The sequence below is a fragment of the Ihubacter sp. rT4E-8 genome, from assembly GCF_049852125.1.
Taxonomy (GTDB): Bacteria; Bacillota; Clostridia; order Peptostreptococcales; family Anaerovoracaceae; genus Senimuribacter.
This window is the reverse complement of record NZ_CP187532.1, coordinates 743717-769459: the sequence shown is the minus strand read 5'-3', so window position 1 is coordinate 769459 and position 25743 is coordinate 743717. Positions and strand designations below refer to the sequence as shown.

The window sequence follows — 25743 nt, the reverse complement described above, 5'->3', positions numbered from 1 at the left end:
GGCTGTGATAAAGGAAAGACTGTACATTCCCGTGGATAACAACCGGGAACAGTACAGTCCTTTTCTTTTTTATTGAAACATATCTACTTGCTCACAGACGCATTCAGAAGCTAAACGGCCCACATGATTATTTGAACCCATAACCCAGATGATATCGCCTGCCTCGATCATTGTATTCGCGTCAGGCATGATGATAGGGTATCCTTTTTGCTGTAAACCCAATACGATGCAATGCCATTTATCCTTAAAGTTTCCATTTTTCAAAGATTTCCCTGCAAAGGCTTCATCGCCTGTCAATTTAACAGCGCACACGGATAACGCGTTTTCTATAACAGGATAATCTGTCTCCATAAACTGTTTTAGGGTTCTAGGATACTTGGAAGGCTTAATACGAATCAACCGATAAAAATTCTCTATGGATTTTAGGTCGCTGACGATATAAATTTTGTCACCTCCATGGATTACCGTTTTCGGATTAGGCAAAATCATATGCTTGCCATTATGGCGAATTTTCACTACATAAATATTGAAAATTTTTCCCCACTGCAGCTCTGCCAAGCTCTTTCCTAAAAAATCCGCGTCTTCCGGAGCAATTAGGGTGATGATATGCAATTCTTCATCTAGCCACGACTGCTGGACGCCCTTTTCTTCCTCCGCTTTGATAATTCGCTCATTGAGGTTTCGCAGAAAACGGGTTTCCAGCCGCAGATACGAGGTTGCCATAAAATCACTTTTGGCAGTAACCAAAACGATAACCACAAGCAGGATAAACAGAAAGCCCGGAAAGATATCAAAGAGGCTGATTAGCGGAATCATCGCAATAGACGCTATGATAGCGACCTTAATAGAGGTCAGAACGATAAGCGGCAGCCTATTTGCCCTTTTTTTGAGCCATAGAGACGTAAATACCCGGTTATGGAGATTTAGCATTGGCTTGATAAAAATCGCCATGACGAAGTAAATAACGGCACATACGCAGATCTTACACGGCAGATCAGGTAGAGGACCAGCAAGCAGGGGCTGCAACACTTTGAGACCTGCCACAACGGTAACCAGCATGATGACGCTGTAGAGAATGGTTCTTGAGCAGAATCTGCGAATATATTCATTCCATTCGTTGTCCGCATTATCATCTACTTGATCGTCTGCTGTATAGCGATTCAGCTTTTTCAGTAGATTGTCAGACAACCTTTTCTCTAAGAAAGTTGTAACACCTGAGGATTTTTTGATCAAAAAAGGTGTCAGGAAGGTCGTAAGCACTGCGGCAGACACAATAATCGGATACAGGAAATCTTTCATAACCCCCAAGGATACTCCAAGCGAAGCAATAATGAATGAGAACTCTCCAATAGGCGCCAGGCTGAAACCACTTTTTACAGCTGTACTCATGGTCTGTCCTGACAGAAGCATCCCTATTGTCGCGAATATCAATTTGGCGATAACCGCGACTATCGTGATGATAATAATCATCGGCGCATAGGTGATGATAGCCTGTGGGTCTACCTTCATACCAACTGACAGGAAGAAAAAGGTAACGAACAGGTCTTTCACACCCTTTGTAATATGCTCTATCCTTTCTACATGAATTGTTCCGGCAAGAAGCGAACCGGCAAGAAACGCTCCCAGCTCTGAAGAAAATCCTAAGGCGTTGGCGATGAGAACCATGCCGAAACAAAGTCCAAGAGAAAGTACAAGAAGCATTTCATCGTTCATCACTTTGATCACCTTGTTTAAAAAGGTCGGCAACAGATAAATACCGAGTATAAGCCATACGATCAGATAACATATCATCAGCAACAAACTGACTGTAAGCTCCCGGCCGGAAACGCTTTGACTAACTGAGATCGTGGAAAGAACTACCATCATGAAAATGGCTACAATGTCCTCAATCACCAGTGTGCCCATGACCAACTGAGAATATTTTTCACTTTTTACTCCCAATTCCTCAAAGCTTTTCTGTATCACTGCTGTAGAGCTGATAGACAGCATCACTCCTAAAAAGATACTGTTTATAGAACTAAACCCCATAAAAATGCCAAGAACGTACCCAGTTAACAGCACGCCGGCCATTTTTACAATTGCGCTGATAATAGCCGTACCACCCATGCGGGCCAGTTTATGAAGATTAAATTCCAATCCGATATGGAACATCAGAATAATGACGCCAATCTCACTCCATAGGTTAATAGATTCGGTATCTTCCGCGGTAAAGAACATCGGAAAGAAAGGGCTGATTAAAAATCCTGCCAGGATATAGCCCAGGATCAGAGGCTGCTTGATCTTTTTGAAAATGATGGTAATGATTCCAGCTGTCAGCAGCATGACAGCAACATCTGTGATCATATGCGGCAGATGCACACGATTCCTCCTTTCGCATTGTGTTGATTATTTTCTTTACTAATAGTATATAACAAAAAGACTGTCCAGGGAAAGCGCTTTCTTTTGGTAAAGCAGTTTTTTTATAAATCTAGGACGAAAGTTGGAAAAAAACAAAAGCAGACTCACAGCCTGCTTTTGCATGATAGTTGCTATCTTATCTTAATTTGTTCTAACCTTTGTAAGGGTGGTCCAGTTACCATAAACCTTTGTTCCGTCGGATAAGGTTTTATACGCGCGAACCTTTACATAGTAGTTGATTCCCGGCTGAAGCTTCTTAATAGTAACAGAAGTCTTCGGGAATTGATTTTCTTTATGTGTAACGTATTTGTACTTATAGCTGCCTTTGCGGCCATATTTTACCTGATACTTGGTAGCGCCCTTGACCTTTGTGAATTTCACTTTGATTTCTCCACTATTTGGGGAGGAAAGCTCCATTACAGGCTTCTTTGGCTTAACAGTAACCTTAACAGTTTTTGAGGTCGGATTATATTTTACATCCTTCGTTGTTTTCACCGTAATATACGCGACGCCTGTTCCATGAATGGTAACAGTACCTGTTGCAGAAACAGTCGCAACAGATTTATCGCTGGATTCGTATGCAATAACACCGTCACCATCAGTTTCCGCACCGAGATTGAAAGCAGAGCTTGTCAAATATTTAGTATAATAGGAACGTTCTGTTGTCAAAAGCTGCGTTTTGCCGACAATTGTAAAGGTCAACGTCTTAGTACCCGCATAATTTCCCTGACCTGTAATGGTAACAGTTGCAGTACCACTGTTTCTGTTGTCTTTATAAGAAACAGTATAGTCCGTTCCGACAACAAGCTTCTTTGTTCCGTCGTAAATCGTAACAGTTGGCTTATGTTCTGTACCGGTGTAGTTATAGGACGTTTGAGACAGACTGGCAGTCAGTGAAGAAAGATCTTTGCCGGCAATGCGGAATGTCTTATTCAGAGAGCCGTAATAGCTTCCCATACCACTGATGAAGACTGTGGCAGTTCCGATATTCGTATTATTATAGTAGCTGACAGTGTAATCAACATCCTTTGTTAAAACTTTTCCGTCACATCTTACAGTAACAACCGGCTCTTTCGGCTTACCATCATAAAAAGCTACGTCAGATGAAAGTGTTAAAGTCGTGTTAACAGCTGTAATGGTCTTCTTATTAATCGTGTATTCTCCTGTATAGAATACGCCGCCGTAATTGCCCATTCCAACTAATTCAAACTTATACGTGCCTGCTTTCGTCTGTCCTCCGCCGATAATCTTATAGTCGCGGTTGAGTACGTACGTCTTATCCGGTCCTTTTACAGTAACCTCAGGCGTAATAGCTGTTCCTGTATAGTCGAAAGCATTCTTTAAAACAGTTACAAAATAAGAACTGATCGCATCCTTTACCTGGTAAGTTTTGGAGACCGCGCCTGTATAGTTTCCCATACCCGTGATGTGTACTGTAGCCGTTCCGATGTATTCATATCCACTGTAAGAAAGAGAATAATCGATACCTTTTTTTAGCTTTTTACCACCGTCATATACATCTGGTTCCGGTGTGCTTCCGATGGACTGATTCTCGATGGCAGATACCGTGACGTAATTGATAGATTTCGGATTGATTGTAAATAATGCTTCCTTTCGACCAGCGTATCCGTTCTTTCCTGTAATGATGACCTTTGCATTACCAAGAGCGTCAACATTACCCGAGTAAGTAACGTCATAGTAGCTTGGACTTAATGCAGAAGCGCCCACAGCCGGTCTTACTACTACCGGAGGACGTTTTGCTGTTCCATCATATGTAACTGCAGGAATCGGATCAATTACATAGCTGCTGATATCTGTACCGCCCTCGATGCGAACGATTCGTGTGCCTTTGTAATTTCCCTTACCAGTTATAACGACATTCTGAGGTCCCTTGATTACTGCTGTCTGACCTTGTTTTTCAGCAGCAATATCAAAATCTGTTCCTTCAACCAGTTTTGTTGTTCCATTTTTCAAGTCCAGCTTTAAGCTGCTGATCAGCGTTCCTTCAGTAAATGCTGCCGGATGGGTCAAAACCACATCATTTATATCCTTAGCTATGATCTCAAAGTTGACAGTTTTTGTTCCAGTATATCCGCTTCCCGACTCGCCTGTACCGCTGCCAAGCCCGGTTACTGTAACGGCAGCAGTAGTGCTTACAGCTGTATTGCTGCTATACTCAACTTTATAATCTCTGCCTTTAACTAAGGTTTGACCACTCAGCGTTACTGTAACATTCGGTTCAATAGCCGATCCAGTATACTCATACTTTGCAGGAGATTTATCAAAGCTAATTGTGGCGCTATCAATATTAACTGCCGCGGCAAACGCCATACCTGGCATCATGCAGAAAACCATCATGGCTGATAATACGATCGCTAGTATCTTTTTCATAATCTCTTTTCCTTTCTTTAAACTCGTTAATTTCTAAAGCTTCTTCAATATGAATTCGAAGTTCAAGATTAATTCTATTATAACATTAACGTTTCAAAAAGGATACCACTATTTGTAAATATTAAAAACTTTTAAGAAAAAAGAAGGCCGGAATTCCGGCCTTCTTCATTGATTACATGAAGTATCTAATCAATTATTTAGCAATTCTGTTAGCCTTATTGGAGTAATCGGAGTAATAAGTCTTACCATCAACTACTTTGTAAGCTCTAACCTTGTAGAAGTATCTAGTACCCTTCTTCAGATCCTTTTTGTTAGCCATGGACAGCTTCTTGGTTTTACCCATGAATTTGTATCCACTGTTAGCCTTCTTGGATTTGTAAACTCTGTATCCATCAATACCGGATGCATCGCCCTTTACAGTCCATTTTACAGTGATCTTACCCTTTACAGCTTTGGAGGAAGCCTTAATCTTCAGGGACTCTACAGCATTTACGTCCAGAGCCTTGATCATTGCTTCTGCCATCAGCAGTGAGGAGAAGTTAGTTACATCTGCAGCTGCGTTAACGCCAGCAGCATAATCAGTGTATTTTGCAACGTAAGCATCGTATGCTTTTCTTGCTGCTTCTACAGCTGCCTTATCGCCTAATGTAACAGCAGCAGGGATAGCTTTGATAGCCTCAACAACAGCATTCAGTTCTGCAGTCTTCAAATTAGCCTTTGCAGTAGCTAAGAACGTAGTATATGTTGTGTTATCATTACCGTCTAATGCTTTATATGCATCATTCAGAGTTTTGAGTTCATCAAAGATCGCAGCGTCTTCTACAGTGATTCCACCTTCGTTTGCCTTATCGATCTTCTTCTGGATTTCAGCATTGTACAGAGCCTTCAGATTTGTAACCAGAGCAGCCAGCTTAGCGTTTTCAGCAGGAATCTTAGCCTTTTCTGCAGGAGTTAATTCATCGAATGCGCTCTTAGCAGCAGCAGTAGCTTCAGCATCAGCCAGAGTAGCGTTCAGAGCTGTAGGAAGCTTTTCGATCATAGCCTTTACGTTAGCAACCTTAGCATCGCTTGCAGCCTTCTCAGCGCCGATCGTAGGTGTCTTTGCAACTTCTGCCTTTAATGTGTCATATAATGCTTTTACTTCTGCGTCTGTTCTTGCTCCCTTTTCTGCAAACCACTTATTCAGATCAGTCTGAGCAGTGTAAGGATTGTCGATACGATCGTCGCCAGTCTTTCCGGCATTGAGGGTATCAACATATTTAGCAACCATATCCAGAGCAGCTTCAGCAGCTGTCTTGCAAACGCCAGCAGTGTAGAGTGTGTCTACGCCAGCAGCAGTCTTAACTTCTGCCAGAGCATTTGTAAGAGCTGTTTCAGCCTTAGTAATATCATTCGTTGTTGCAGCAGCATCGATTGCAGCGTTGTATGCAGCTACTGCAGCTACAACCTTCGCCCATTCAAGTGCATAGTACGCATCACTGCCATATTTCATTTCATCTGCGTTAACCTTAGCAGCTACTACAGCCTTCTTGTGCTCTTTCGCGAAGGAAGTAGAATAAGTTAATTTAGCAGCTGCAAAGTTTTCTACGGAAGCAACGTAAGGAGTTGTTGCAGCCTTCTTGTACTGTGCTACATATGCAGCATCCAGTAACTCGTCAACCTTAGCAGCGTCGTATTCAGGATCGCCGTCGATCGTGGTCTTTGCTTTCAAAGTTGCAGCCAGAGCAGCAACAGCTTCCATATCAGCAACTGCATCCTGATAGCTTGTAGCTGATTCTACAGCCTTTGTTACGCCATTAACCTTTGTGATGTTGTGAACTGGGAATACTGGAAGATTTCCTCTTGTAATTTCTCCAGCATTGATTAAGTATGTGCAAACCTTGTTGTATGCATCTCTCAGCTTTGTCCAAGCAGCAAGCTGATCAGCATCATAATTTGCTGTAGCAACAGTTGCATCGGAGATTTTCACTGCAAGATCCGCTAAGAGAGCAGCCTTATCAGCAGCGCCCTGTGCTTCCTGCTGTTTTTCTTCAACAACAGTCAGAATATCGCCAACAGCAGCCTGATCTTCATCAAGAAGATATACTTTTTTCGCAGCATCGTATTTAATGTACTTTGCAAGCTCATCTACCAACTGTGTTTTTACAGTTCCAACAGCTGTAGCTGTAGCTTCTGTACCAGCCAGTTTAATCTGTGCTAATTCATAAGCAGCTTTTGCGACAACTGCATCTGCATATTCCTTTGGAACTTTTGTGCTGACAGTCTTGTCACCATAAGTAACATCTTTATATGCAGTAGCCTGCGCTTTTGTGGAGTAGATTTTAGTATCTACGGAGTTTGCATTTGCGATAAATGCAGCCTGATCAACCGCAAACTGTGCTTTCGCAGCAGCAACAGCGTATTTGCCGTTATCTGCATACAGATCAGTTGTGAAAGCCGTAGCGTTCTTTACAGCATATAATGCTGTCAATTCCTCAACAGTTTTGTCACCGTTTGTGTTGTATGCGTCTGCAGTCTGCAGTGTAACAGTTGTTGCCTGAACGGCTTTCTTAGCGTCTTCATACACTGCGTCCAGCTGTTTTAACCATTCAGCGCCAGCAATTACGTAGTTGCCATCAGCAGTAGTAGTACCAGCACTCGGATCATCCGGGTCAGCAGGACTAGTAACTACTGTAGCACTGTCGCCTTTGTAAGTTACCTGAGACTTAGCATAGTTATATTCTTTTGCTAAATCGTTCAGCGCCTGTGCTTCAGCCTGTGCCAGATTCTGCAGGTACTGTGCCTGACTGTTTGCAACTGTAGTGTCTGCAAAAGCAGTTCCTACAGCGCTGAAGCTATAAGTGAAGACAACTGACAATGCAAGAAGCACTGTTAAAAATTTCTTCATTTTAAGAATTCCTCCCTCTTTTTAGTTCTTTTTTTAAGATTATAGTTATACGCGTTTTTGCGCAAAACTGGTAAATGAAATTACAGTTCACAATGAGTATAACCCAAACCTTCCCATCTTGGCAAGCGTTTTTTCTAATTTTTAGCAAAAAAAGTGCTAAATTTCGACATTGGACATAAGTGGAAATCCTTATGTATCAACGCTCGTACACAATCCGGATGGGTTCGGTTCATGCTTCATTCTTCACTCTTATCTCATTTGTTCACATTATACCATAAAACTATCGGTTTTCCAATAGTAAATTATGGAACACCAGCAAAAAATCTTATTTTTCTGCCCTATACCCTTGTGGCTAAGATTAGTTGAACCTGCATATTCAGCGGATTTGACTAATTAACTTTATTCTACTCCATCACAGAAAAAACACAAAAACACTTTTCTGATCAGGTACTATACCATGCAAAATCCCAAATGCCTGCAAATTCAGCCCTTTCATTGATCCCTTACTATACGCGGCACAGAACAAAAACAACAAATCATCTAATCGGCATTTTCCAGTATCACAAAAAACAAAAGGCGGTAGATCGTTTCAAAAACTGCTGTTATCCGGTATGTATGATAAAGTGTGTGTTGTGTGTGATATTATCATCCATATTGCCGCGTGCCAGCCTGCTTCATGGGACTAAAGAAGGTGCATTCGTTAGTTATACAGACTAGCATCTCCGGCATCCGGTTATACATCGGTTCTTTTATGATCTACTGCCAAATGCGGACGCTGCACATAAAACGGTAGGTTCTGATATGCAGATTCCGAATATAAGCGTACCATAAAATATGGCAAATTGCAATAAAGAGCATCCACAGTAACATGGAAAACGCACGAAAAACAGAACTTTGCGACGTGAGCTGCCTACGATAGATAATATGATAGATATGATGCGCGCAGGTATTTGCTTGTTTTTGGGGGTAAGTTGCGTGCACCCACTAAAAAACGCAGCTTTTGACTACCCTTTTTCAGGATGTTGCGCAAACAAAGAAATTGTACAGGATATTATACTCTTTTTTGATAAAATATAGTAAAACATAACAGAACCTGGGATATAATTGAACAGGTCGCGCAACAACCAACAAAAATATCTCAAAAACCTGCGTTTTTTCATGGACTAACGCAACATACAACAAAAAGATGATGAAAAGCTGCGCGGCGGCTTCTACTATCTTATTCTGGGATTCGGATTGCGGCTATAGAGTTTTACTGCGTAGAAACGAGTAGAAATTTCACGGGGCAAATATCCCTGAGTTTGTGTTAAAATATTCATGGCGCTAGGATTCGTTTCAGATATGTTTTGTGATAATTAACATTCTAACAGATTCTATCGCCTTTTTCTATGGGCAAGGTGTCACATCAATTGTAACTCTACATTCTACCCATAGGGTACGGTTTAACCTGCGCACTAAAGAAAGACAGGGCCGCTACAAAGCACGCCCTGCCTTTTATTCACACATTATATATAGTCGACTGAGCTTTACATCATACCGCCCATGCCGCCGCCTGGCATACCTGCCGGCATTGCAGGCGCATCTTCTTTGATATCTACGATACCCGCTTCAGTCGTCAGAAGCATTGCGGATGCGGACGCTGCGTTCTGCAGTGCGGAACGAGTTACCTTTACAGGGTCTACGATACCTGCTTCGATCATGTCTACGTATTCCTCTGTCGCCGCGTTGAAACCATAGCCAACTTTCTGCTTCTTCACTTCAGCAACAACTACGCTGCCTTCAAAGCCTGCGTTTTCAGCAATCTGTCTAACTGGTTCTTCCAAAGCTCTTTCGATAATCTTCGCGCCGGTTCTTTCGTCGCCTTCCAGTGTTTCTACATACTTGGAAACTGCGTCGATTGCGCTGCAAAGCGCTACGCCGCCGCCTGCAACGATACCTTCTTCTACTGCTGCCTTCGTTGCGTTGAGAGCATCTTCAATTCTCAGCTTTCTTTCCTTCAGTTCAGTTTCTGTAGCTGCGCCAACCTTGATAACTGCAACACCGCCGGACAGTTTCGCTAGTCTTTCCTGCAGTTTTTCCTTATCAAATTCAGATTCAGTCTCCTCAATCTGCTTCTTAATCGCGTTGATTCTTGCTGTGATGTCTGCTTTTTCGCCAGAGCCGTTGACGATAACGGTAGAATCCTTGTCAACTTTTACAGTTGCAGCCTGACCCAACATATCTAAAGTAGCTTCTTTCAGATCGTAGCCAACTTCTTCGCTGATCACTACGCCGCCTGTCAGAACAGCGATATCTTCCATCATAGCCTTTCTTCTGTCGCCAAAACCAGGCGCTTTCACTGCCACGCAGTCGATGGTGCCTCTCAGTTTGTTGAGAACAAGTGTAGTCAAAGCTTCGCCCTCTACATCCTCTGCAACGATTAAGAGCTTTCTGCCCATCTTAACAACCTGTTCCAGAAGCGGCAGTAATTCCTGAATGTTGCTGATTTTCTTGTCAGTCAGCAGAATCAGAGGATTTTCCATGACGGCTTCCATCTTTTCTGTGTCGCTTACCATGTATGCTGACAGATATCCTCTATCAAACTGCATACCTTCCACTACATCTAAAGTAGTACCCAGAGATTTTGCTTCTTCTACAGTGATAACACCATCGTTACCAACTTTTTCCATTGCTTCAGCAATCAGCGCGCCGATGTTTTCGTCAGCAGCGGAAACGGAAGCAACCTGTGCGATGCTTTCCTTGGTTTCTACTTTCTTGGAAATGGTCGCGATCTTTTCTACAGCAGTTTCTACCGCGCCCTGGATACCTCTCTTGAGTACCATCGGGTTTGCGCCTGCCGCGACATTTTTGAATCCTTCTTTGATGATAATCTGTGCCAGCAGTGTTGCGGTAGTAGTACCGTCGCCTGCTACGTCATTGGTCTTGGTTGCAACTTCCTTTACAAGCTGGGCGCCCATATTTTCTACTGCGTCTTCCAGTTCAATTTCTCTTGCGATAGTAACGCCGTCATTGGTGATCAGCGGAGAACCGAAGGATTTATTGATCAAAACGTTTCTGCCCTTTGGTCCCAGTGTAATTTTCACAGTGTCTGCCAGTTTATCTACGCCAGCCTGCAGTTTTCTTCTGGCGTCTTCTCCGTAATATAAATCTTTTGCCATTTTACTTTACCTCCCAAATTTAACCTTATTCTACTGTTGCCAGAATGTCAGACTGGCTCATGATGGTATATTCTTCGCCGTCATATTTAATCTCGGTGCCGGCATACTTGGAGAATACAACCTTATCTCCTGCTTTCAGTTCCATCGGTTCATCCTTGGTTCCAGGACCTACCGCTACAACCTCTGCCATCTGCGGTTTTTCCTTTGCCGCGCTGGCAAGAATGATGCCGCCCTGCGTCTTTTCTTCGGCTTCTAATTTCTTGATGACAACTCTGCTGCCCAGTGGCTTGATTCCAAAACTCATTTTCTCTACCTCCTGATTTATATGTACTTTATTCTATTCGTTCTGTTATTAGCACTCATCCGAATCGAGTGCTAATCACTTTCTCTATTGTAGGTCTTTCTTGCTCCATTGTCAATATTTTTTATGAAATTTTTTGAAGAAATTTCACGTTTTTTTCGTCATCATTCTACAGCAAAGGCGCCCTTAAGAAAAAGGACGCCTTGTCAAAATTACACAGGATATATTTTCTGCGGCTACTCCACTTTCACCTTTTCAAAAGCTTCTACGAAAGCCGCGATATAGTCAGCTACAGCCGTAAGCATTTCTTCGCCCCACTCTACCGTAGCGTCTTTCGGATGATCAGGTCCGATCCATCCGTTGGTTGTATACCGTGTCACATCACGGGGTACGGGGATGCCTATCCCTCCAAAAGTTACGCGGTCGAATCCATCCGTAGGAAAATCCGCGCCCAGATCGTTGATAAGTTCCTGTTCCCGCAAACGATCAAAATGCACCAGATCCGGATTTACCGCCAACATACCCGCAGTTTCTTCACCGCCGCCATGACCGCCTGCCCACGCGGGATTCAGCTGTCCGGCCATAATCCACCAGTTAAGTTGAACTCCAAGCGCGCCCTTCCGGCTCAATTCAATGCACACGCGGTTTAACGTCGGAATATTTCCCCCGTGTCCGTTCAGAAACAAAATCTTTTTGGCTCCATGCGCCAACAGACCGTCAGTAATTCGTGTCAAAAGGTGATACATACAGTCTTCGCCCAGGGACACTGTTCCCGAAAAGCTCGTCATATCTTCACATACTCCATACGGTATCCCTGGAGCGGCTACTACTTCTGTGCGCGCTTCAATCATAGTTAGAAGCTTTTCTGGTATCATGGTATCAACGCCAAGAACGTTATGGCTTCCATGGCTCTCCAGGCAGCCTATGGTCAGAAGCACAGTATCATGCTCCTGAAAATAAGCTTCTGCCTGCCAGTAAGTCATCTCTGCAAGTCTCATTATTCTGTCACCTCAACATTACGTAAAAGATGATATCCGTTAGCGTCTGGTGTAAAACCGCTCACTTTCTTTGTAGCGCCCACATTAACACTATCATAATACAGCGGCGCATACGGAGAAAGATCGCCTAGCAGTTCTTCAAGCTGATCATAGTATTTCTGTCTTTCTTCCGGATCCGCAGTTCTTCTTGCTGCGACTACCAGCTTATCAACATCCTTATTCTTTAAGAATGCGTCGTTCCCCGGATATCCTACCTGTGTAGAATGGAACAGAGAATAATAAGTATAATCAGCATCGCCTGTTACACAAACCCATCCTGAATATGATAATTCATGAGATCCAGTTCCGAGTTCATCAATCCATGTGCCGTATTCCTTCGTCTGAATGCTGGTTTCAATACCGATCTCCTTCAGCTGGTTCTGAATAACCTGACAAATTTCATTCTTTACGGAATCATCTGTTACAGATAATGTACAGGAGAATCCATCCGGATAACCAGCGTCTGCCATCAACTGTTTTGCTTTCTCTATATTATGATCATACGCCTGTACTTTTTCTGAAAATCCAAATGCGCTAGGCGGAATAACAGAATCTGCCCGCATTCCTGCTCCATACAGCATGGTTTCTACGATAGCGTCTTTGTCAATTGCATATCTGATTGCCTGTCTCACTCTTTTATCGGCAAACTTCTCATTGTTTTCGTTAATCGTCAGATAAAAAACACTCTGTGAAGGTCCTTTAAACATCTGCAGATTTTCATCCTCTTCTACACGCTTAGAATCGTTAGCGGAAATATTGTAAGCCAGATCCGCTTCACCCGTTTCAACAGCGATAACTCTCTGCGATGCTTCCGGAACTACTTTCATGACCACATTCTGGGTTTTCGGCGCGCCCAGGAAGTAATCAGCATTCGCTTCCAATTTAGCATATTCACCCTGTTTCCATTCCACAAATTTGTACGGACCTGTTCCGATTGGGTTCAGCGCGAAAGCATCCTCGTCAGCTTCTACAGCATGCTGCGGTACGATAGCCGTAAACGGTACGGTCAGCGCTGACAGCAACGGTGAGTAAGGTTCTTCAGTCTTAACGATTACGGTATAATCATCCTTTTTCTCAACCTTGCTGATGGCGTCAACAACGTAAGATACGTAGTTGGATTTTCTTGCCCTGTTCAGCGAGAAAACTACGTCGTCAGCCGTCATAGCCTCACCATCATGGAATTTCACATCCTGACGCAGTTTAAATTCATACGTCCTCTCATCAATCTGTTCAAAGCTCTCTGCCAGAGATGGCGCAGGCTCGTTGTTCTCGTCCATAACAAGCAACGTATCAAAGATCTGACGCGTTACGGTTACAGCAGGTGTTTCCTTCCCAATATGCGGATCCAGTGATGTAATATCCGCCGCCTGTACAAAGGTCAGCGTATCCTTCACTGCGCCGCCGGTTTCCTCTCCGCCGCCTCCGCCGCATGATACTGCGGTTAACATAAGGCACAGAGCCAGAGTTAGGGTTAGTACTTTTTTCATCTTAAACTTCCTCCTTTTTATAATTTATTTCATGAACGCGCGCGCAGGCAGTAAAATGGCCTGGTTCGCTTTCCACCAAAGGTATATCCTGACCACGGCAGGCTTCTGTCGCGTAAATACATCTTCCCGCGAAGCGACAGCCGGCTTTCGGCTCTATCGGTGAGCTGATCTCACCTTTCAAAATAATTCTTTCCATCTGCACATCAGGATCAGGAACTGGAATTGCTGACAGCAATGCCTTCGTATACGGATGCAAAGGCTTTGCAAAAAGCTGCTTTACATCACAGTATTCCACCACTGTTCCCAGGTACATAACCATAATCTTATCTGCAAGATGCTTGACAACAGATAGATCATGGGTAATGAACATATATGTCAGACCCATATCTCGCTGCAAATCCTGCATTAAATTCAGAATCTGCGCCTGAATAGAAACATCCAAAGCCGAAACAGGTTCGTCACAAACGATAAACTGCGGATTCAATGACAGCGCTCTGGCAATTCCAATACGCTGCCGTCTTCCGCCATCCAACTCATGAGGGTATGAATTGACAAAACGCTGCGCTAAACCTACCAGATCCATCATTTCGCGTACCTTCTTCTCCAGAGCCGCCTTATCTCTCTGCTTTATCACACCCTGTATGATCAGAGGCAGCGCGATGGACTGACTTACCGTCATACGCGGATTCAGTGAAGAAAACGGATCTTGGAAAATCAGCTGCATATCCTTTTTCAGTTCCTTCATTTCATTTTTATTGTACTTCAGAATATTTTCTCCGCGAAATATCACTTCTCCTGACGTCGGTTCATGCAGACGCAAAACCGCTCTGCCCAGAGTGGATTTACCGCAGCCCGACTCTCCGACAACGCCAAGGGTCTCTCCCTTTGCAATATCAAAGGTAACGTCGTCAACCGCGTGAAGCTGCCCGGCTGGCGTAGAGAAATATTTCTTCAGGTGCCTGACTTCAAGTAACTTCTCCTTACTCATCTAATCACGCTCCTTTCCATGCGTCTTTTTCACTGCCAAAACGATGACAGCAAACACTATGTCCTTGTTCTAATTCTACGGTTTCCGGCGACTTACACGCGCATATCTCTTTCGCGTATTTGCATCTCGGATGAAATTTGCAGCCTTCCGGCAGATTAGCCGGATCCGGCATCAAACCCTCAATCGGCTGCAGCCGGTCTGTATCCTCGTTTAATTTCGGAATTGAATCAAACAGTCCCTGTGTATATGGATGAACACCATTTTTAAATACGTCACGAAGCGTTCCCTGTTCTACAATTTCACCAGCATACATAATCGCCACATATTCACAGTTCTGCGCTACCACACCCAGATCATGTGTAATCAACAGCATCGATGTTCCCAGTCTTTCTCGCAGCTGTTTAATCAGCTCCAATACCTGCGCCTGTATCGTCACATCCAGGGCTGTAGTAGGTTCATCTGCCACTAACAGGTTTGGATTACACGCAAGCGCAATAGCAATCACAACGCGCTGCTTCATACCACCGGAGAATTGATGCGGGTATTCCTCCGCGCGGCTAGGATCAATTCCTACCAAAGCAAGCATCTCCCGCATTTTCTTATCTGCCTCCTCAGCAGATATCTTTTCATGTACCGCAATTACCTCCGAAATTTGCTTTCCTACAGTCATAACAGGATTCAGCGCCGTCATAGGATCTTGAAATATCATGGAAATTTCATTTCCTCTGATTTTGCACATATCCTCTTCACTAATTTTCGTAAGGTCCTGTGTACGATATACAATCTCGCCGCTGACAATCCGTCCTGGCGGCCATTGTATCAGCCGCAGGATAGATTTTGCCAGCGTTGTCTTTCCTGCACCGGTCTCACCGACAAGACCCACTGCAGAACCTTGCGGTATCGTCAGATTAACAGAATTGACTGCCCTGACAATACCGTCCTCTGTTTCATATCGGACGACCAAGTCTTTAATTTCTAAAATATTATCCATAAAGCATTTCTTCCTCAATATCAGTTCTTCAGCTTCGGGTCTAACGCGTCGCGCAGGCCGTCGCCGATGATGTTCAACGCAAGGATTGTGATCAGAATCACCAGTCCCGGAAATACCGTAATATGCCACGCATCTCTGATATAGCCCCTAGCATTGGTGAGCATCGCGCCCCATTCCGGAAGCGGAGGCTGTATTCCCAATCCCAGGAACGACAGACCTGCGATAGACAAGATTGCGCCTGCAATAGCCATTGTCACTTCAACGATCAGCGGCGCCATGGCGTTAGGTAAAATCTGCCGGAAAATAATAGTTCTGTCGGATGCTCCCACAGCCTTTGCCGCCTCAATAAATTCTCTCTCTCTAATCGTCATGACCGACGCCCTCGTAATGCGGGCAAACTCCGGAATATACCCGATTGCAATTGATATAAGTACATTAACCAGTCCAGGACCCAGAGCAGCGACAATGGCGATAGCCAGTAGAAGATATGGCAGAGATAAGATGACGTCCATGAGACGCATAATCACATTATCCACTTTACCTCCATAGTAACCCGCTATAGCTCCGATTACCGTACCCGCAATACCTGCCGCCATGATAGCAGCGATACTCATAAACAGCGAATATCTGGTTCCCCACAAAATACGCAGCAGAATATCTCTGCCGAATTCATCCAATCCCAGGATATGCGAGCCGCTCGGCGGCTGAAAACGCTGTGTCAGATCCTGTTTGATTACCAGCGAATCATAAATCGCGTCGTCTGTGACCCAATCAATCACCAGAGTAGCGATTCCGATCATTGCAAGCAATATCAGGAAGATCAGACTGATTACAGCCATCTTGTTCTTTTTGAATCGTCTCCATGCATCCACCCATAGGGATCTGGCTTTTACTACGTCATTACTCTTTTGTTGCTGCAAGGCGTTTTCCACGTCGTCTACCTCCTCCCATACTACGATACTGCGCTTTGATACGCGGGTCTACATATGCATACAGGATGTCCACTAAGAGATTCACCACGGAGTACATCAGCGCCAGAAACATCGCTGAACCGAGCACCATCGGCATATCCTTCGCTTTAATCGATTCGATCATAAAACGTCCCAATCCCGGCCACGAGAAAATCGTTTCTGTTAAGGCTGCGCCTCCCAGCAGCATACCGAATTGTAAGCCTGTAATTGTTACAATAGGAATCAGCGCGTTCTTAAACATATGATTTTTCGTTATGTAGCCTTCCTTTAAGCCTTTCGCGCGAGCAGTATCGATATAGTCCTGCCTCATGGATTCCAGCATGCTGGAGCGAGTCATACGCATGATACTGGCCGCACATCCGGTTCCTAATGTCAGCGCTGGCAGAATCAAACTCGGCAGCAAATCCATACCTTGCCCCATACCAGAAGCCGGAAGCCATCCCAGATTCAGGGAAAAAACCATAACCAGAAGCAGTCCCAGCCAGAAATTCGGCATTGCCACGCCGATCAGTCCCAGTACAGTAGCGATATTATCCACCCACGTATACTGTTTTTTCGCCGACAGTATGCCGATAGGCACGCCAATTAAAATCGCCACCAAAATTCCCGCAATGGACAAAATCACTGTATTTGGAAAATATCCTAATACCTGCGGCAATACTTCAAGCTGACTCTTCCAGGATGTGCCGAAGTCACCTCGTAAGGCATCTGCCATATAGTCAAAATAACGTACAAATAAATTGTGATCCAATCCCAATTCTTCCCGCATAGCCTGAATGGCTGCCTCGGACGCTTGCTGTCCCAATATCATACGGGTCGGATCACCTGGCGATACAGCCAAAATGAAAAATACCAGAAAGGATACGCCAATCAATACCGGTATCATCATCAGTAATCGTTTCAAGACGTATTTATACACGGTTTAATCCTCCTTCTTATATAAAGGGATCTGTTCAAAAGTTCCTTTAGCCAGAAGCTGCTTATCCTGCATCATCAGTCTGCCCTTTGCCATAACGGTATCAATCTGGAGATCCTCATCCAACAGCACAAGATCTGCATCACTCTCCGCCTGCAGACATCCCTTTCTCGGATAAAGTTCCAAAGCCTTGGCTACATTGCTGGTAATCAACTGAATCGCGTCTTCCATCGGCACATTGAAGTCCAATACCAAATTCCTGATAATCTCGTACAGCGGCTCCATACCGCCGATCAGAATATCGACAACAGCATCTTTCTTTTCATTCCATACCGGAATACTTCCTCCAGCATCAGAGCTGACTGTAATCCTCTGAATTCCCATTTCTTTGATTACCTGATAGAGTTCATCTGTCTTCGACGGTTCAGCTGTAAAATCTGTCCAACCACCCTTAGCGATAAATTTCTTTGCAGCCTCCAGGTGGCAATCCATATGCGTCGGTCGAAAATGCTTGATTGGAATTTCCGCTTCATCACAGATTTCCATAATATCATCCAGGATTCTTCCTATTCCTCCAACATGCAGGTGAAGCACGCCCGGCTTTCCTGATACCAAAGCAGCCATACGAATATCAGAAGTCAATCGAATCAGTTCTTCTTTTGTCGGCCGGGACGCCCGATGATCCGAAATCGCCAGCTTACATCCGAGAATCTCGTCAATATAGACAATATCTTTCGCTACAGAACCTGTTACCGTCACCGGCGGATAAATATAAGCGCCAGTCAAACAGTAAGCGCTGATGCCTTCCTGTTTCAGAGACTTCGTCTTGGCAAGCAGATTTTCTACACTGCGTGTGAAGCTATCCGTTCCTAATAACCCCACCACCGTAGTGACGCCGGCTTTGATAACAGACGACAGCATGATCTCCGGTATACGGGATTGGAATCCTCCTTCCCCGCCGCCGCCTGTCACGTGAACATGCTGGTCGATAAACCCAGGCACAACGGTCCTTCCTCGACCATCAATCACTTCAATCCCAGGAAGATCAGGCTTTAGATCTTTTCCTACTGCCGCGATCTGCTCTCCCGAGATCAAAAGATCACAGACGCCCTTCGGCATGGGATCATACAGCGTTACATTTTTGATCAAATACATGTGCAAACCTCCTTCTGTTTGTATTTATATTATTCATTTCATTTGTCATTAAAGTAGTATTCATTGTCATAAGCCGGAATCGTCGATGTCTGAAAGAAATTTTCAATCTCCTTTACTTTGGTGTTATACGTCTCAAATACCTGCTTATTCTGCAAAATATACAATGAAGCGATGATATCTGACATGGCGGTCATAGATGCGATGGAATTTTCAAATACCATATTATTAGAACTGCATAGCAGCGTGTGCTTCGCATTACGTACAATCGGAGAGGACAGTTTATCCGTCATCGCCAATACCAATGCGTTCTGGCTTCCTAAATAGTCGGAAATGGCAACTGTCTGCGCTGAATAAAACGGCAATGTGATCATCACAAATACGTCATTGTGGTCAAAACGTGTTAAAGCATCCAAAACTTCGGAATAATCGGTTACATCTACAAGCCGTGTGAGCGCGCCTGTATCCCGAAGTTTGTTCTGCAGACTCTGCGCGATTGTCAACGACGCCGCGTGACCGCAAATATAAATATTCTCCGCACGGCTTAAGGCATCCACAAATCCAAACAGTTCATTGACATTCACACCATCCATCGTTGCCTGCATTAGATCAAGCTGATTCTGCTTCAAGCTGGATAATGTCACCTCGTTAGCATCATACTGTTTCGAGGAAGCCTCCAATTTGTTATTCCAGAACATCCTGTTTTTCAGATAAAGATGCATCGCGTTCTTCAATCCCGCAAACGACTCAGCTTCCGTCTTTTTACAGAAATTAAGAATGGTAGTTTCAGTAACACCGATTTCATCTGCGATCTTCTTCAGCGGCAGAAAGCAAACAGATTCCGGATTATCCAGAATATATTTCGCTATTTTTAACTGTGTTCTGGTTAATTCCGGTATCAGCTCTTGTATTTCCTTTAAAATATCCATAAGTCTCGTTCCTCGCTTAATATGGTACTTTTACATATCCGTCAACAACGGCGTTTCCTCTATAAATTCCGCGTCCATGCCGCGCTCCCGGAAAAATTCGCACATTGCCATCAAAGCAAACTTTTCAGTGGAGTAATGTCCTGCCGCTAAGATGCTGACGCCCGCCTGCGCTGCCGCTTCATGAGATGGTGCGAACCAATCGGCTTCTTTTGTGCCTACGCCGGTAACAAAGAGAGTAACACCTGCATTTTTCAATGTCTCATACAACTCTGTTCCTTCCGCTCCCCCGGCAGCGATAGCGACCCTTCCGTCTTTCAGATCCTTTCCTCCATATTCATACAAGCGGCACTTGTGTCCCATAAGCGTCTCCACTTTCTCTAATACTTGATCTGCTCTGCGGAAAGAACCGGTACAAATCACTCCCATCACAGATCCTCCCTCTTCAAAAAAGCTATCAAAGGGCGTCAATCCCATCTGCTTTGCCAAAGATACGCCCGGCGAATACGGATTAAGCTGATCCATAGGCAGATGCAGGCTGTAATGACTGATATGATTTTCCTTCATGTAGTTCTTTTCCGCAGCAGTAAAATATGCTGGCGGCTCGGATTCAGGGTGCTGGGCTCCCGGATGATGCGTGAATAACAGACAATCATGCGCCCCCGCACGACGAAGCTTTTCTAATACTTCGCTGCTTGAAAAAGTCGCAGTATAAACCTTGTGAATCACTTCCGTATTGTCAGCCAATACTCCGTTTTGCACAAAGTCCTCATAGCGATTCGGATTGAAAAAAGTTTCCAATTCCTGATACAGTTTTTTCGCTTCCATTTTTGCAGTATTTTCTGAATTCATAGTAACAACTCCATTTTGCTATATTTTTTTATTGCAATTACTATATTTAACTGCATTGTACTATCCGTGACACAGTTTTGTCAAGATGAATCGCAAAAAAAAATAAAATTTTCCGATAAATTTTGCAAACAAAATCTGCTGCACATAAAAACAAGCCGAATACTGTTTAACAGCTTTCGACTTGTTCCTCAAAATGTATTATCATTCTATTTCATGGATCTGATGTAATAGAACAGATACTGTTGCGCAAAACCGCCTAACGCGCCAAAGTGTTCTTCAGCATAAGCTTTCATAGCCTGATGATCCTTTTCATCAAGTCCATAAAGCTGATGCATAACTCGCGCCATCCACACATCTATAGGGAAGGCTTCATGCTTACCCATTCCAAACAAAAGAATACACGCAGCCACCTTTGGTCCAACTCCCTGCAGCGCCGCCAACTGTTCCGCATTCTGCGGCAGCCCGTTCTGAACAACTGCCCGCGCCGTTCCCAGAATATACTTTGACCGGTAGCCAAGCCTGACCTCGGCCAAATCCGCCTCGGTCAGGCTTGCCAACACCTCCGGGCCGGGAACGTCATACCAGACCCGGTCCTCATATGTTCCTATAGGCTGACCGAAAAGCTCGGCCAGCTTTTCGATACAGCCCTTGATTCTGGGGATATGATTGTTCTGTGATATAATAAAGGAAAGAATCGTCTCCCACAAATCCTGCTGAAGAATTCTGATTCCGTCTCCATTCCTGATTGCCTTTCTCATCACAGCATCACCCTTGGACAGTTTTTTCTTTATCCTCCCATAATCCCTGTCCAGATCCAAATACTGCCGCCAGATATTCTGAAATTCCTCCTCTGTACAGTTATCGATAATGAGATTCCCTTCGCCGTTGCCAGCCTCCGCTTCTACAGCTGTCCCTCTGTCGAAACCGGGTTCTTCATATCGTATATTGGCGATTTTCCCCTTTGCCGTCCCTGTATAGGAGCCGTCTGTATTCTTCTTCCAACGAAAACACTGTCCGCAGTCAAAGATATGATCGAGATGAAAGTCCTTAACATTTTTTGCAACATACTTCATAACTGCCTCTCCAGCAATCCATTACTCAAATCCTCGTACTTCCACATTCACTTCCACCACATTAAACGCCGTCATATATTCCAGCACTTCAGTTAACCGGCTCTGAAATTCCATAGCTGTCTCCCACAGAGCGCTGTCGCCTCTGATGGAAACCGCAACCTCCACAATCAGATTGTCAGGAGATGTATTCTCGTAAACCTTCAGCACCGTTCCAATGCCTGGTACTTCGCCCGCGACACATTTCGCGATATCCCGCATAACCAGATCTGATATAAAAAATTCCCCCATATAACTGAAAGTAGGACGCACCACGGTTTTCTCCGCATACTGTGCCTTTCCTCTGCTGTTGATCCCACGAAGGATTTTCAGAGGATCAAGAAAATAACCGGCAAAATCCCGCTTCAGCTGCAGCGTGGGCGCGGGTATTACATGCTTACCCAGAACATGGCGCTGTCTGTCAGCAATATCCCGTTCCTCTGCTGTTGTAATATCCTCAATATAAATCCGTTTGCTGACAGCGGGAAGTCCCAGACGCGCTACAATCTTATCTGTCATCTTGTCACTGGTCCCGATGATCAGAAGATTACGAGGCTGAATCTCCTTGATACGTTTCGCCACAGCGGCCGCATGTTCATCCTGTGTGAACAGCGCAGTCTTTATAGCGCCGACCATTGTCTTCTGTCGTTTAGCGGAAATCCCGGCTTCTACACGATTTCTGTAAATAAACAACCCATCGTCGATCATGCTTTCTATGTGTTTTTCCCTACACAGGTTCATGGACTGATAGGACTTACCTGTACCACTTTTACCCGTCAAAGTATAAACTTTCATCTTTACTTATACTCGTCCTTCTGTTATAATAATAGTCGAATTATAGACATGTCTAAAAAGGAGGATATATCATGGCTTATAAAATTACTGACGCTTGCATCGCTTGTGGCGCATGTGCAGCAGAATGTCCAGTTGAAGCTATCTCCGAAGGCGACGGCATCTATGTAATCGACGCTGATAAGTGCATCGATTGCGGCGCTTGCGCAGGTGCTTGCCCGGTTGAAGCTCCGGTTGAAGGTTAATCAATTACATAACCGATCAAAATGATAAAGCTGTTTCTCGCGAGACAGCTTTATTTTTTCGCCAACATATCCAAAATTCTATGTCTGACTACTGCAGGCTGCACTCCTTTGTCTCTCTCGACTTCGCTTCTTTTTTCTGAATGTCGTTGATGTGATAGGCAAGGGCGTGCAGGCTATCAGATAATTGTACGTTTTCCAGCGCTACATGCTTCGGAACTTCGATGTCTGTCGGAGCAAAATTCCAAATGCCCTTGACGCCTGCAAAAGAAAGCTTATCCGCTACCTCCTGCGCCGCCTCTCGGCCTACGCAGATGATGCCGATGTCAATTTCTTCTTTCTCTACAAATTCTACGATATCCTCATATTCCAAAATTTCGATACCTTCCAGATAGGTGCCGATCAAACTGGGCTTGATCTCAAAGATTCCATATACGCCAAAACCCTGTTTGCCATAAGAATGGGTGTACTTCGCAATGGCCTGACCCAAATTACCGGCGCCGATGATGACCATTCGGTATTCCTTATCCAGTCCCAGAATCGCACTGATTTCATCATATAAGCCTTCTACACTATACCCATAGCCCTGCTGTCCAAATCCACCGAAATTATTCAAGTCCTGACGGATCTGTGACGCCGTATATCCGATCAAATGACTGAATTCCTTTGATGAGATTTTTTCTACGCCCTTCTTCTTCAATTCAATTAGATACCTTCTGTATCTCGGCAGTCTCTTGATAACCGCATTAGATATCTTCGCATTTTTCATCTTACTTTCCTCTTTTCCACAAAAAACAAACCCGCCATCATCTGGCGGGTGTCATAGTTACTCCTGTTCACAATTTTCTTCAACGTATCTGACCAGATCACCGACCAGCTGGAACTTCTCAGCATCTTCATCTGCGATCTCGATATCAAATTCTTCTTCGATCGCCATGATGATCTCTACAGCGTCTAAAGAATCCGCTTCCAGATCTTTCATCATATTTGTATCCATAGTCACCATGGATTCCTCAACATTAAGCTGATCCATAATGATCGCTCTGATTTTATCAAAAGCCATAATAAACCTCCATCTATCGTTACTAATTACAGAAATAATTATAGTTGACCTTCATATGTAATGCAAGGAAAAAATTCGTTTTTTTTAACATTTTAATCCAACAGCATCCATTCTTCATACGCTTTTTCCAGATCATCCCTGCATTGGGCATTTTTTTGGTCGATTTCTTCCAAAAGTTTATGATTCGTCAAATTCTCAGGAAGACACATCTGCGCCTCATTTTCCGCTATTTCAGTCTCCAATTTCTCAATCAGGGCTTCCAGCCGCGCCTTTTCTCTGATAAGACGGCGTTCCTCTGCCTCCTTCTTCTTTTTCAGGGCCCGCTCCTCGGCAGAAGACAATGATCCTCCGCCAGGCCGACCTGCTGCAGAGCTTTTATCTTCTTTTCCTCCAGCTGCACCAGACGTCTTAGAAGCGCCGCTGGTATTTAATTCCTTCAGATATTTCTTTCCTGATTCTACAGAAGTCTTTTTTTCCACATAGTAGTCGTAGGTTCCCAAATACTCACGCAGACCGTCCTTCTCCAGTTCCAGGATTCTGGTTGGAATCTTGTTCAAAAAATACCGGTCATGGGACACTACAATTACCGTACCCGGATATTCCAGAAGGGCTTCCTCAAAAACCTCTTTGGAATCAATATCCAGATGATTCGTAGGTTCATCCAGAAGCAACACGTTTGCTCCGCTCATCATCAATTTGAGCAAAGACAGCCTTGCCTTCTCGCCTCCTGACAACGACCCCACCTGTAAAAAAACCTGGTCGTTTTTAAACAGAAATCTGCCTAAAATAGAACGTATCTCCGCGTCCTTATACAATCTATATGAATCGTGGACTTCATCCATGACCGTAGCCGCATCGTTTAAAAGCAGCTGTCCCTGATCGTAATAACCGAACTTAACGTTATGTCCAATCTTCAGATATCCCTCCGTCGGCGATAATTCCTCCATAAGAATTCGAAGCAGCGTCGTCTTACCTACGCCATTAGGTCCTACTATGCATATCCTCTCTCCACGCTTGATATCAAAGCTAACGCCAGAGAACAAATCCCGCCTGCCTGCACCAAAGCCGAAGGACTTTGCAAGATCCTCTCCATACAGTACATCGTTGCCGCTCTGATACTCCTGACGAAAATGTATCTTCATCTTTCCCAGCTCGGCCTCCGGCCGTTCCAGACGATCCAGATGGGAAAGTCTCTTTTCTCTAGACGCCGCCCGTTTAGCCAGCTTTTCTGTTCCCCGTTCCTTAAAACGGCGTATCATATCTTCCTGTCTGCGAATCTCAGTCTGTTGCTTGTTATACGCCCGCATCTCTGCTTCACGCAGCGCCCGCTTCTTTTCAGCAAACCGGCTGTAGTTACCGTCATAGCATTTCAAATGATGATGTTCCACCTCAAAAATTCTGGTTGCCATTTGATCCAAAAAATACCGGTCGTGAGACACCATAACAATGGTTCCCTTGTAGCCTCGCAAATACTGTTCCAGCCATTTCAACGTTCCAATATCCAGATGATTCGTAGGCTCATCCAAGAATAGCATATCCGGTTTTTCCAGAAGTAAACAGGCTAAAGCCAATCTGGTTCGCTCGCCTCCGGACAGCGTACTGATCTTCTTGTCATAGAATTCTTCTCCAAAGGCCATACTGTTCAGGATACCGGTCATTTCGCTTTTATACGAGTATCCTCCCTCGTTTTTAAACGTGTCCTGCAGCGTCGCGTACCGATTCATCAGACATCCGGCCTCAGCGCCTTTCTCTCCGATCTGAAGGGACAGATCCATCATTTCCCGTTCCATATCCGCAAAACGCTGAAAAATCTTATGTACTTCTTCGATAACAGTATTCTCGGTCTCAAAGTTGTTTTTCTGTTTTAAATATCCTATGGTCTTATCCTGAGATAAGAAAAAGCTCCCTTCATCCGCCTGCAGATCTCCTGCCAAAACATTCAGCAAAGTGGTTTTACCCGCGCCGTTAGCGCCCACGATTCCGATTCGGTCGCCTTCGTTGATGTGAAAAGATACCTTATCCAAAATCACATCAGTGCCATAGTTCTTCGTCAGATCTTTTGCTGATAAAATAATCATAACTT

General features: G+C 44.3%; 20 protein-coding genes. 1 reads left to right on the top strand and 19 read right to left on the bottom strand.

The features are described from left to right. Nucleotides 1–69: 69 nt before the first annotated feature. The 16 genes from ACPW7J_RS03835 to ACPW7J_RS03760 all read right to left on the bottom strand — a co-directional run bounded on the left by ACPW7J_RS03835 (nt 70) and on the right by ACPW7J_RS03760 (nt 22358). On the bottom strand, nt 70–2358 hold the full coding sequence (locus tag ACPW7J_RS03835; protein ID WP_425756684.1) for a cation:proton antiporter: 2289 nt from the start codon (nt 2356–2358) through the stop codon (nt 70–72). Nucleotides 2359–2538: 180 nt separating this feature from the next. Further along, nucleotides 2539–4788, bottom strand: a complete 2250-nt coding sequence (locus tag ACPW7J_RS03830; RefSeq protein WP_425756682.1) for a fibronectin type III domain-containing protein — start codon at nt 4786–4788, stop codon at nt 2539–2541. A 193-nt stretch (nt 4789–4981) separates the two neighbouring features. After that, nucleotides 4982–7675, bottom strand: a complete 2694-nt coding sequence (locus tag ACPW7J_RS03825; RefSeq protein ID WP_425756680.1) for a fibronectin type III domain-containing protein — start codon at nt 7673–7675, stop codon at nt 4982–4984. Between the two features lie 1526 nt (nt 7676–9201). Further along, the gene (groL, locus tag ACPW7J_RS03820; RefSeq protein ID WP_425756678.1) at nt 9202–10833 is read right to left on the bottom strand and encodes a chaperonin GroEL; all 1632 of its coding nucleotides are present in this window, start codon (nt 10831–10833) and stop codon (nt 9202–9204) included. A gap of 25 nt (nt 10834–10858) precedes the next feature. Beyond that, on the bottom strand, nt 10859–11137 hold the full coding sequence (locus ACPW7J_RS03815; RefSeq protein ID WP_161873394.1) for a co-chaperone GroES: 279 nt from the start codon (nt 11135–11137) through the stop codon (nt 10859–10861). A gap of 233 nt (nt 11138–11370) precedes the next feature. Then, the gene (locus ACPW7J_RS03810) at nt 11371–12132 is read right to left on the bottom strand and encodes a creatininase family protein (RefSeq protein ID WP_425756676.1); all 762 of its coding nucleotides are present in this window, start codon (nt 12130–12132) and stop codon (nt 11371–11373) included. Continuing rightward, nucleotides 12132–13658 (bottom strand): ABC transporter substrate-binding protein, encoded by a 1527-nt coding sequence (locus ACPW7J_RS03805; protein WP_424959364.1) that lies wholly within the window; start codon nt 13656–13658, stop codon nt 12132–12134. The genes ACPW7J_RS03810 and ACPW7J_RS03805 overlap by 1 nt, the downstream gene beginning before the upstream one ends. Nucleotide 13659: 1 nt before the next feature. Further along, nucleotides 13660–14646, bottom strand: coding sequence for an oligopeptide/dipeptide ABC transporter ATP-binding protein (locus ACPW7J_RS03800; RefSeq protein WP_161873397.1), 987 nt, complete (start codon nt 14644–14646; stop codon nt 13660–13662). Nucleotides 14647–14650: 4 nt separating this feature from the next. Further along, complete coding sequence (locus ACPW7J_RS03795; protein WP_424959363.1) at nt 14651–15637, bottom strand: ABC transporter ATP-binding protein; 987 nt, start codon at nt 15635–15637, stop codon at nt 14651–14653. Nucleotides 15638–15657: 20 nt separating this feature from the next. Beyond that, nucleotides 15658–16569 (bottom strand): ABC transporter permease, encoded by a 912-nt coding sequence (locus ACPW7J_RS03790; RefSeq protein WP_424959362.1) that lies wholly within the window; start codon nt 16567–16569, stop codon nt 15658–15660. Continuing rightward, nucleotides 16538–17527 carry an ABC transporter permease gene (locus ACPW7J_RS03785; RefSeq protein WP_161873399.1) on the bottom strand — a complete coding sequence of 330 codons (990 nt, stop codon included), beginning with the start codon at nt 17525–17527 and terminating at the stop codon, nt 16538–16540. The genes ACPW7J_RS03790 and ACPW7J_RS03785 overlap by 32 nt, the downstream gene beginning before the upstream one ends. Before the next feature lie 3 nt (nt 17528–17530). Further along, on the bottom strand, nt 17531–18679 hold the full coding sequence (iadA, locus tag ACPW7J_RS03780; protein WP_161873400.1) for a beta-aspartyl-peptidase: 1149 nt from the start codon (nt 18677–18679) through the stop codon (nt 17531–17533). A 38-nt stretch (nt 18680–18717) separates the two neighbouring features. Then, nucleotides 18718–19605: a MurR/RpiR family transcriptional regulator gene (locus ACPW7J_RS03775; RefSeq protein WP_424959361.1), complete on the bottom strand. Its 888-nt coding sequence runs from the start codon at nt 19603–19605 to the stop codon at nt 18718–18720. Nucleotides 19606–19635: 30 nt separating this feature from the next. Further along, complete coding sequence (locus ACPW7J_RS03770) at nt 19636–20454, bottom strand: Nif3-like dinuclear metal center hexameric protein (protein ID WP_424959360.1); 819 nt, start codon at nt 20452–20454, stop codon at nt 19636–19638. A gap of 206 nt (nt 20455–20660) precedes the next feature. Next, nucleotides 20661–21527: a DNA-3-methyladenine glycosylase family protein gene (locus ACPW7J_RS03765; protein WP_424959359.1), complete on the bottom strand. Its 867-nt coding sequence runs from the start codon at nt 21525–21527 to the stop codon at nt 20661–20663. Nucleotides 21528–21548: 21 nt separating this feature from the next. After that, nucleotides 21549–22358 carry a hypothetical protein gene (locus ACPW7J_RS03760; protein ID WP_161873404.1) on the bottom strand — a complete coding sequence of 270 codons (810 nt, stop codon included), beginning with the start codon at nt 22356–22358 and terminating at the stop codon, nt 21549–21551. Nucleotides 22359–22429: 71 nt separating this feature from the next. On the opposite strand from ACPW7J_RS03760, the gene ACPW7J_RS03755 reads away from it, so the two are divergent. Beyond that, a complete protein-coding gene (locus tag ACPW7J_RS03755; protein ID WP_161873405.1) occupies nt 22430–22600 on the top strand; it encodes a 4Fe-4S binding protein in 171 nt (56 codons plus the stop codon). A gap of 88 nt (nt 22601–22688) precedes the next feature. On the opposite strand, the gene ACPW7J_RS03750 is transcribed toward ACPW7J_RS03755, so the two are convergent. From ACPW7J_RS03750 to ACPW7J_RS03740, 3 genes are all read right to left on the bottom strand, one after another. After that, nucleotides 22689–23366, bottom strand: coding sequence for a redox-sensing transcriptional repressor Rex (locus tag ACPW7J_RS03750; RefSeq protein ID WP_161873406.1), 678 nt, complete (start codon nt 23364–23366; stop codon nt 22689–22691). A 57-nt stretch (nt 23367–23423) separates the two neighbouring features. Next, nucleotides 23424–23660 carry an acyl carrier protein gene (acpP, locus tag ACPW7J_RS03745; protein ID WP_161873407.1) on the bottom strand — a complete coding sequence of 79 codons (237 nt, stop codon included), beginning with the start codon at nt 23658–23660 and terminating at the stop codon, nt 23424–23426. Between the two features lie 92 nt (nt 23661–23752). After that, nucleotides 23753–25738 carry an ABC-F family ATP-binding cassette domain-containing protein gene (locus ACPW7J_RS03740; protein WP_424959358.1) on the bottom strand — a complete coding sequence of 662 codons (1986 nt, stop codon included), beginning with the start codon at nt 25736–25738 and terminating at the stop codon, nt 23753–23755. Between the last annotated feature and the right edge of the window lie 5 nt (nt 25739–25743).

Excerpts from the sequence above, each read along its gene's own strand:
- ACPW7J_RS03795 (WP_424959363.1), bottom strand. The coding sequence starts at position 15,637 with ATGGATAATATTTTAGAAATTAAAGACTTGGTCGTCCGATATGAAACA.
- ACPW7J_RS03765 (WP_424959359.1), bottom strand. The coding sequence starts at position 21,527 with ATGAAGTATGTTGCAAAAAATGTTAAGGACTTTCATCTCGATCATATC.
- acpP (WP_161873407.1), bottom strand. The coding sequence starts at position 23,660 with ATGGCTTTTGATAAAATCAGAGCGATCATTATGGATCAGCTTAATGTT.
- iadA (WP_161873400.1), bottom strand. The coding sequence starts at position 18,679 with ATGTATTTGATCAAAAATGTAACGCTGTATGATCCCATGCCGAAGGGC.
- ACPW7J_RS03825 (WP_425756680.1), bottom strand. The coding sequence starts at position 7,675 with ATGAAGAAATTTTTAACAGTGCTTCTTGCATTGTCAGTTGTCTTCACT.
- ACPW7J_RS03805 (WP_424959364.1), bottom strand. The coding sequence starts at position 13,658 with ATGAAAAAAGTACTAACCCTAACTCTGGCTCTGTGCCTTATGTTAACC.
- ACPW7J_RS03740 (WP_424959358.1), bottom strand. The coding sequence starts at position 25,738 with ATGATTATTTTATCAGCAAAAGATCTGACGAAGAACTATGGCACTGAT.
- ACPW7J_RS03800 (WP_161873397.1), bottom strand. The coding sequence starts at position 14,646 with ATGAGTAAGGAGAAGTTACTTGAAGTCAGGCACCTGAAGAAATATTTC.
- ACPW7J_RS03830 (WP_425756682.1), bottom strand. The coding sequence starts at position 4,788 with ATGAAAAAGATACTAGCGATCGTATTATCAGCCATGATGGTTTTCTGC.
- ACPW7J_RS03815 (WP_161873394.1), bottom strand. The coding sequence starts at position 11,137 with ATGAGTTTTGGAATCAAGCCACTGGGCAGCAGAGTTGTCATCAAGAAA.
- ACPW7J_RS03755 (WP_161873405.1), top strand. The coding sequence starts at position 22,430 with ATGGCTTATAAAATTACTGACGCTTGCATCGCTTGTGGCGCATGTGCA.
- groL (WP_425756678.1), bottom strand. The coding sequence starts at position 10,833 with ATGGCAAAAGATTTATATTACGGAGAAGACGCCAGAAGAAAACTGCAG.
- ACPW7J_RS03770 (WP_424959360.1), bottom strand. The coding sequence starts at position 20,454 with ATGAATTCAGAAAATACTGCAAAAATGGAAGCGAAAAAACTGTATCAG.
- ACPW7J_RS03750 (WP_161873406.1), bottom strand. The coding sequence starts at position 23,366 with ATGAAAAATGCGAAGATATCTAATGCGGTTATCAAGAGACTGCCGAGA.
- ACPW7J_RS03775 (WP_424959361.1), bottom strand. The coding sequence starts at position 19,605 with ATGGATATTTTAAAGGAAATACAAGAGCTGATACCGGAATTAACCAGA.
- ACPW7J_RS03810 (WP_425756676.1), bottom strand. The coding sequence starts at position 12,132 with ATGAGACTTGCAGAGATGACTTACTGGCAGGCAGAAGCTTATTTTCAG.
- ACPW7J_RS03760 (WP_161873404.1), bottom strand. The coding sequence starts at position 22,358 with ATGAAAGTTTATACTTTGACGGGTAAAAGTGGTACAGGTAAGTCCTAT.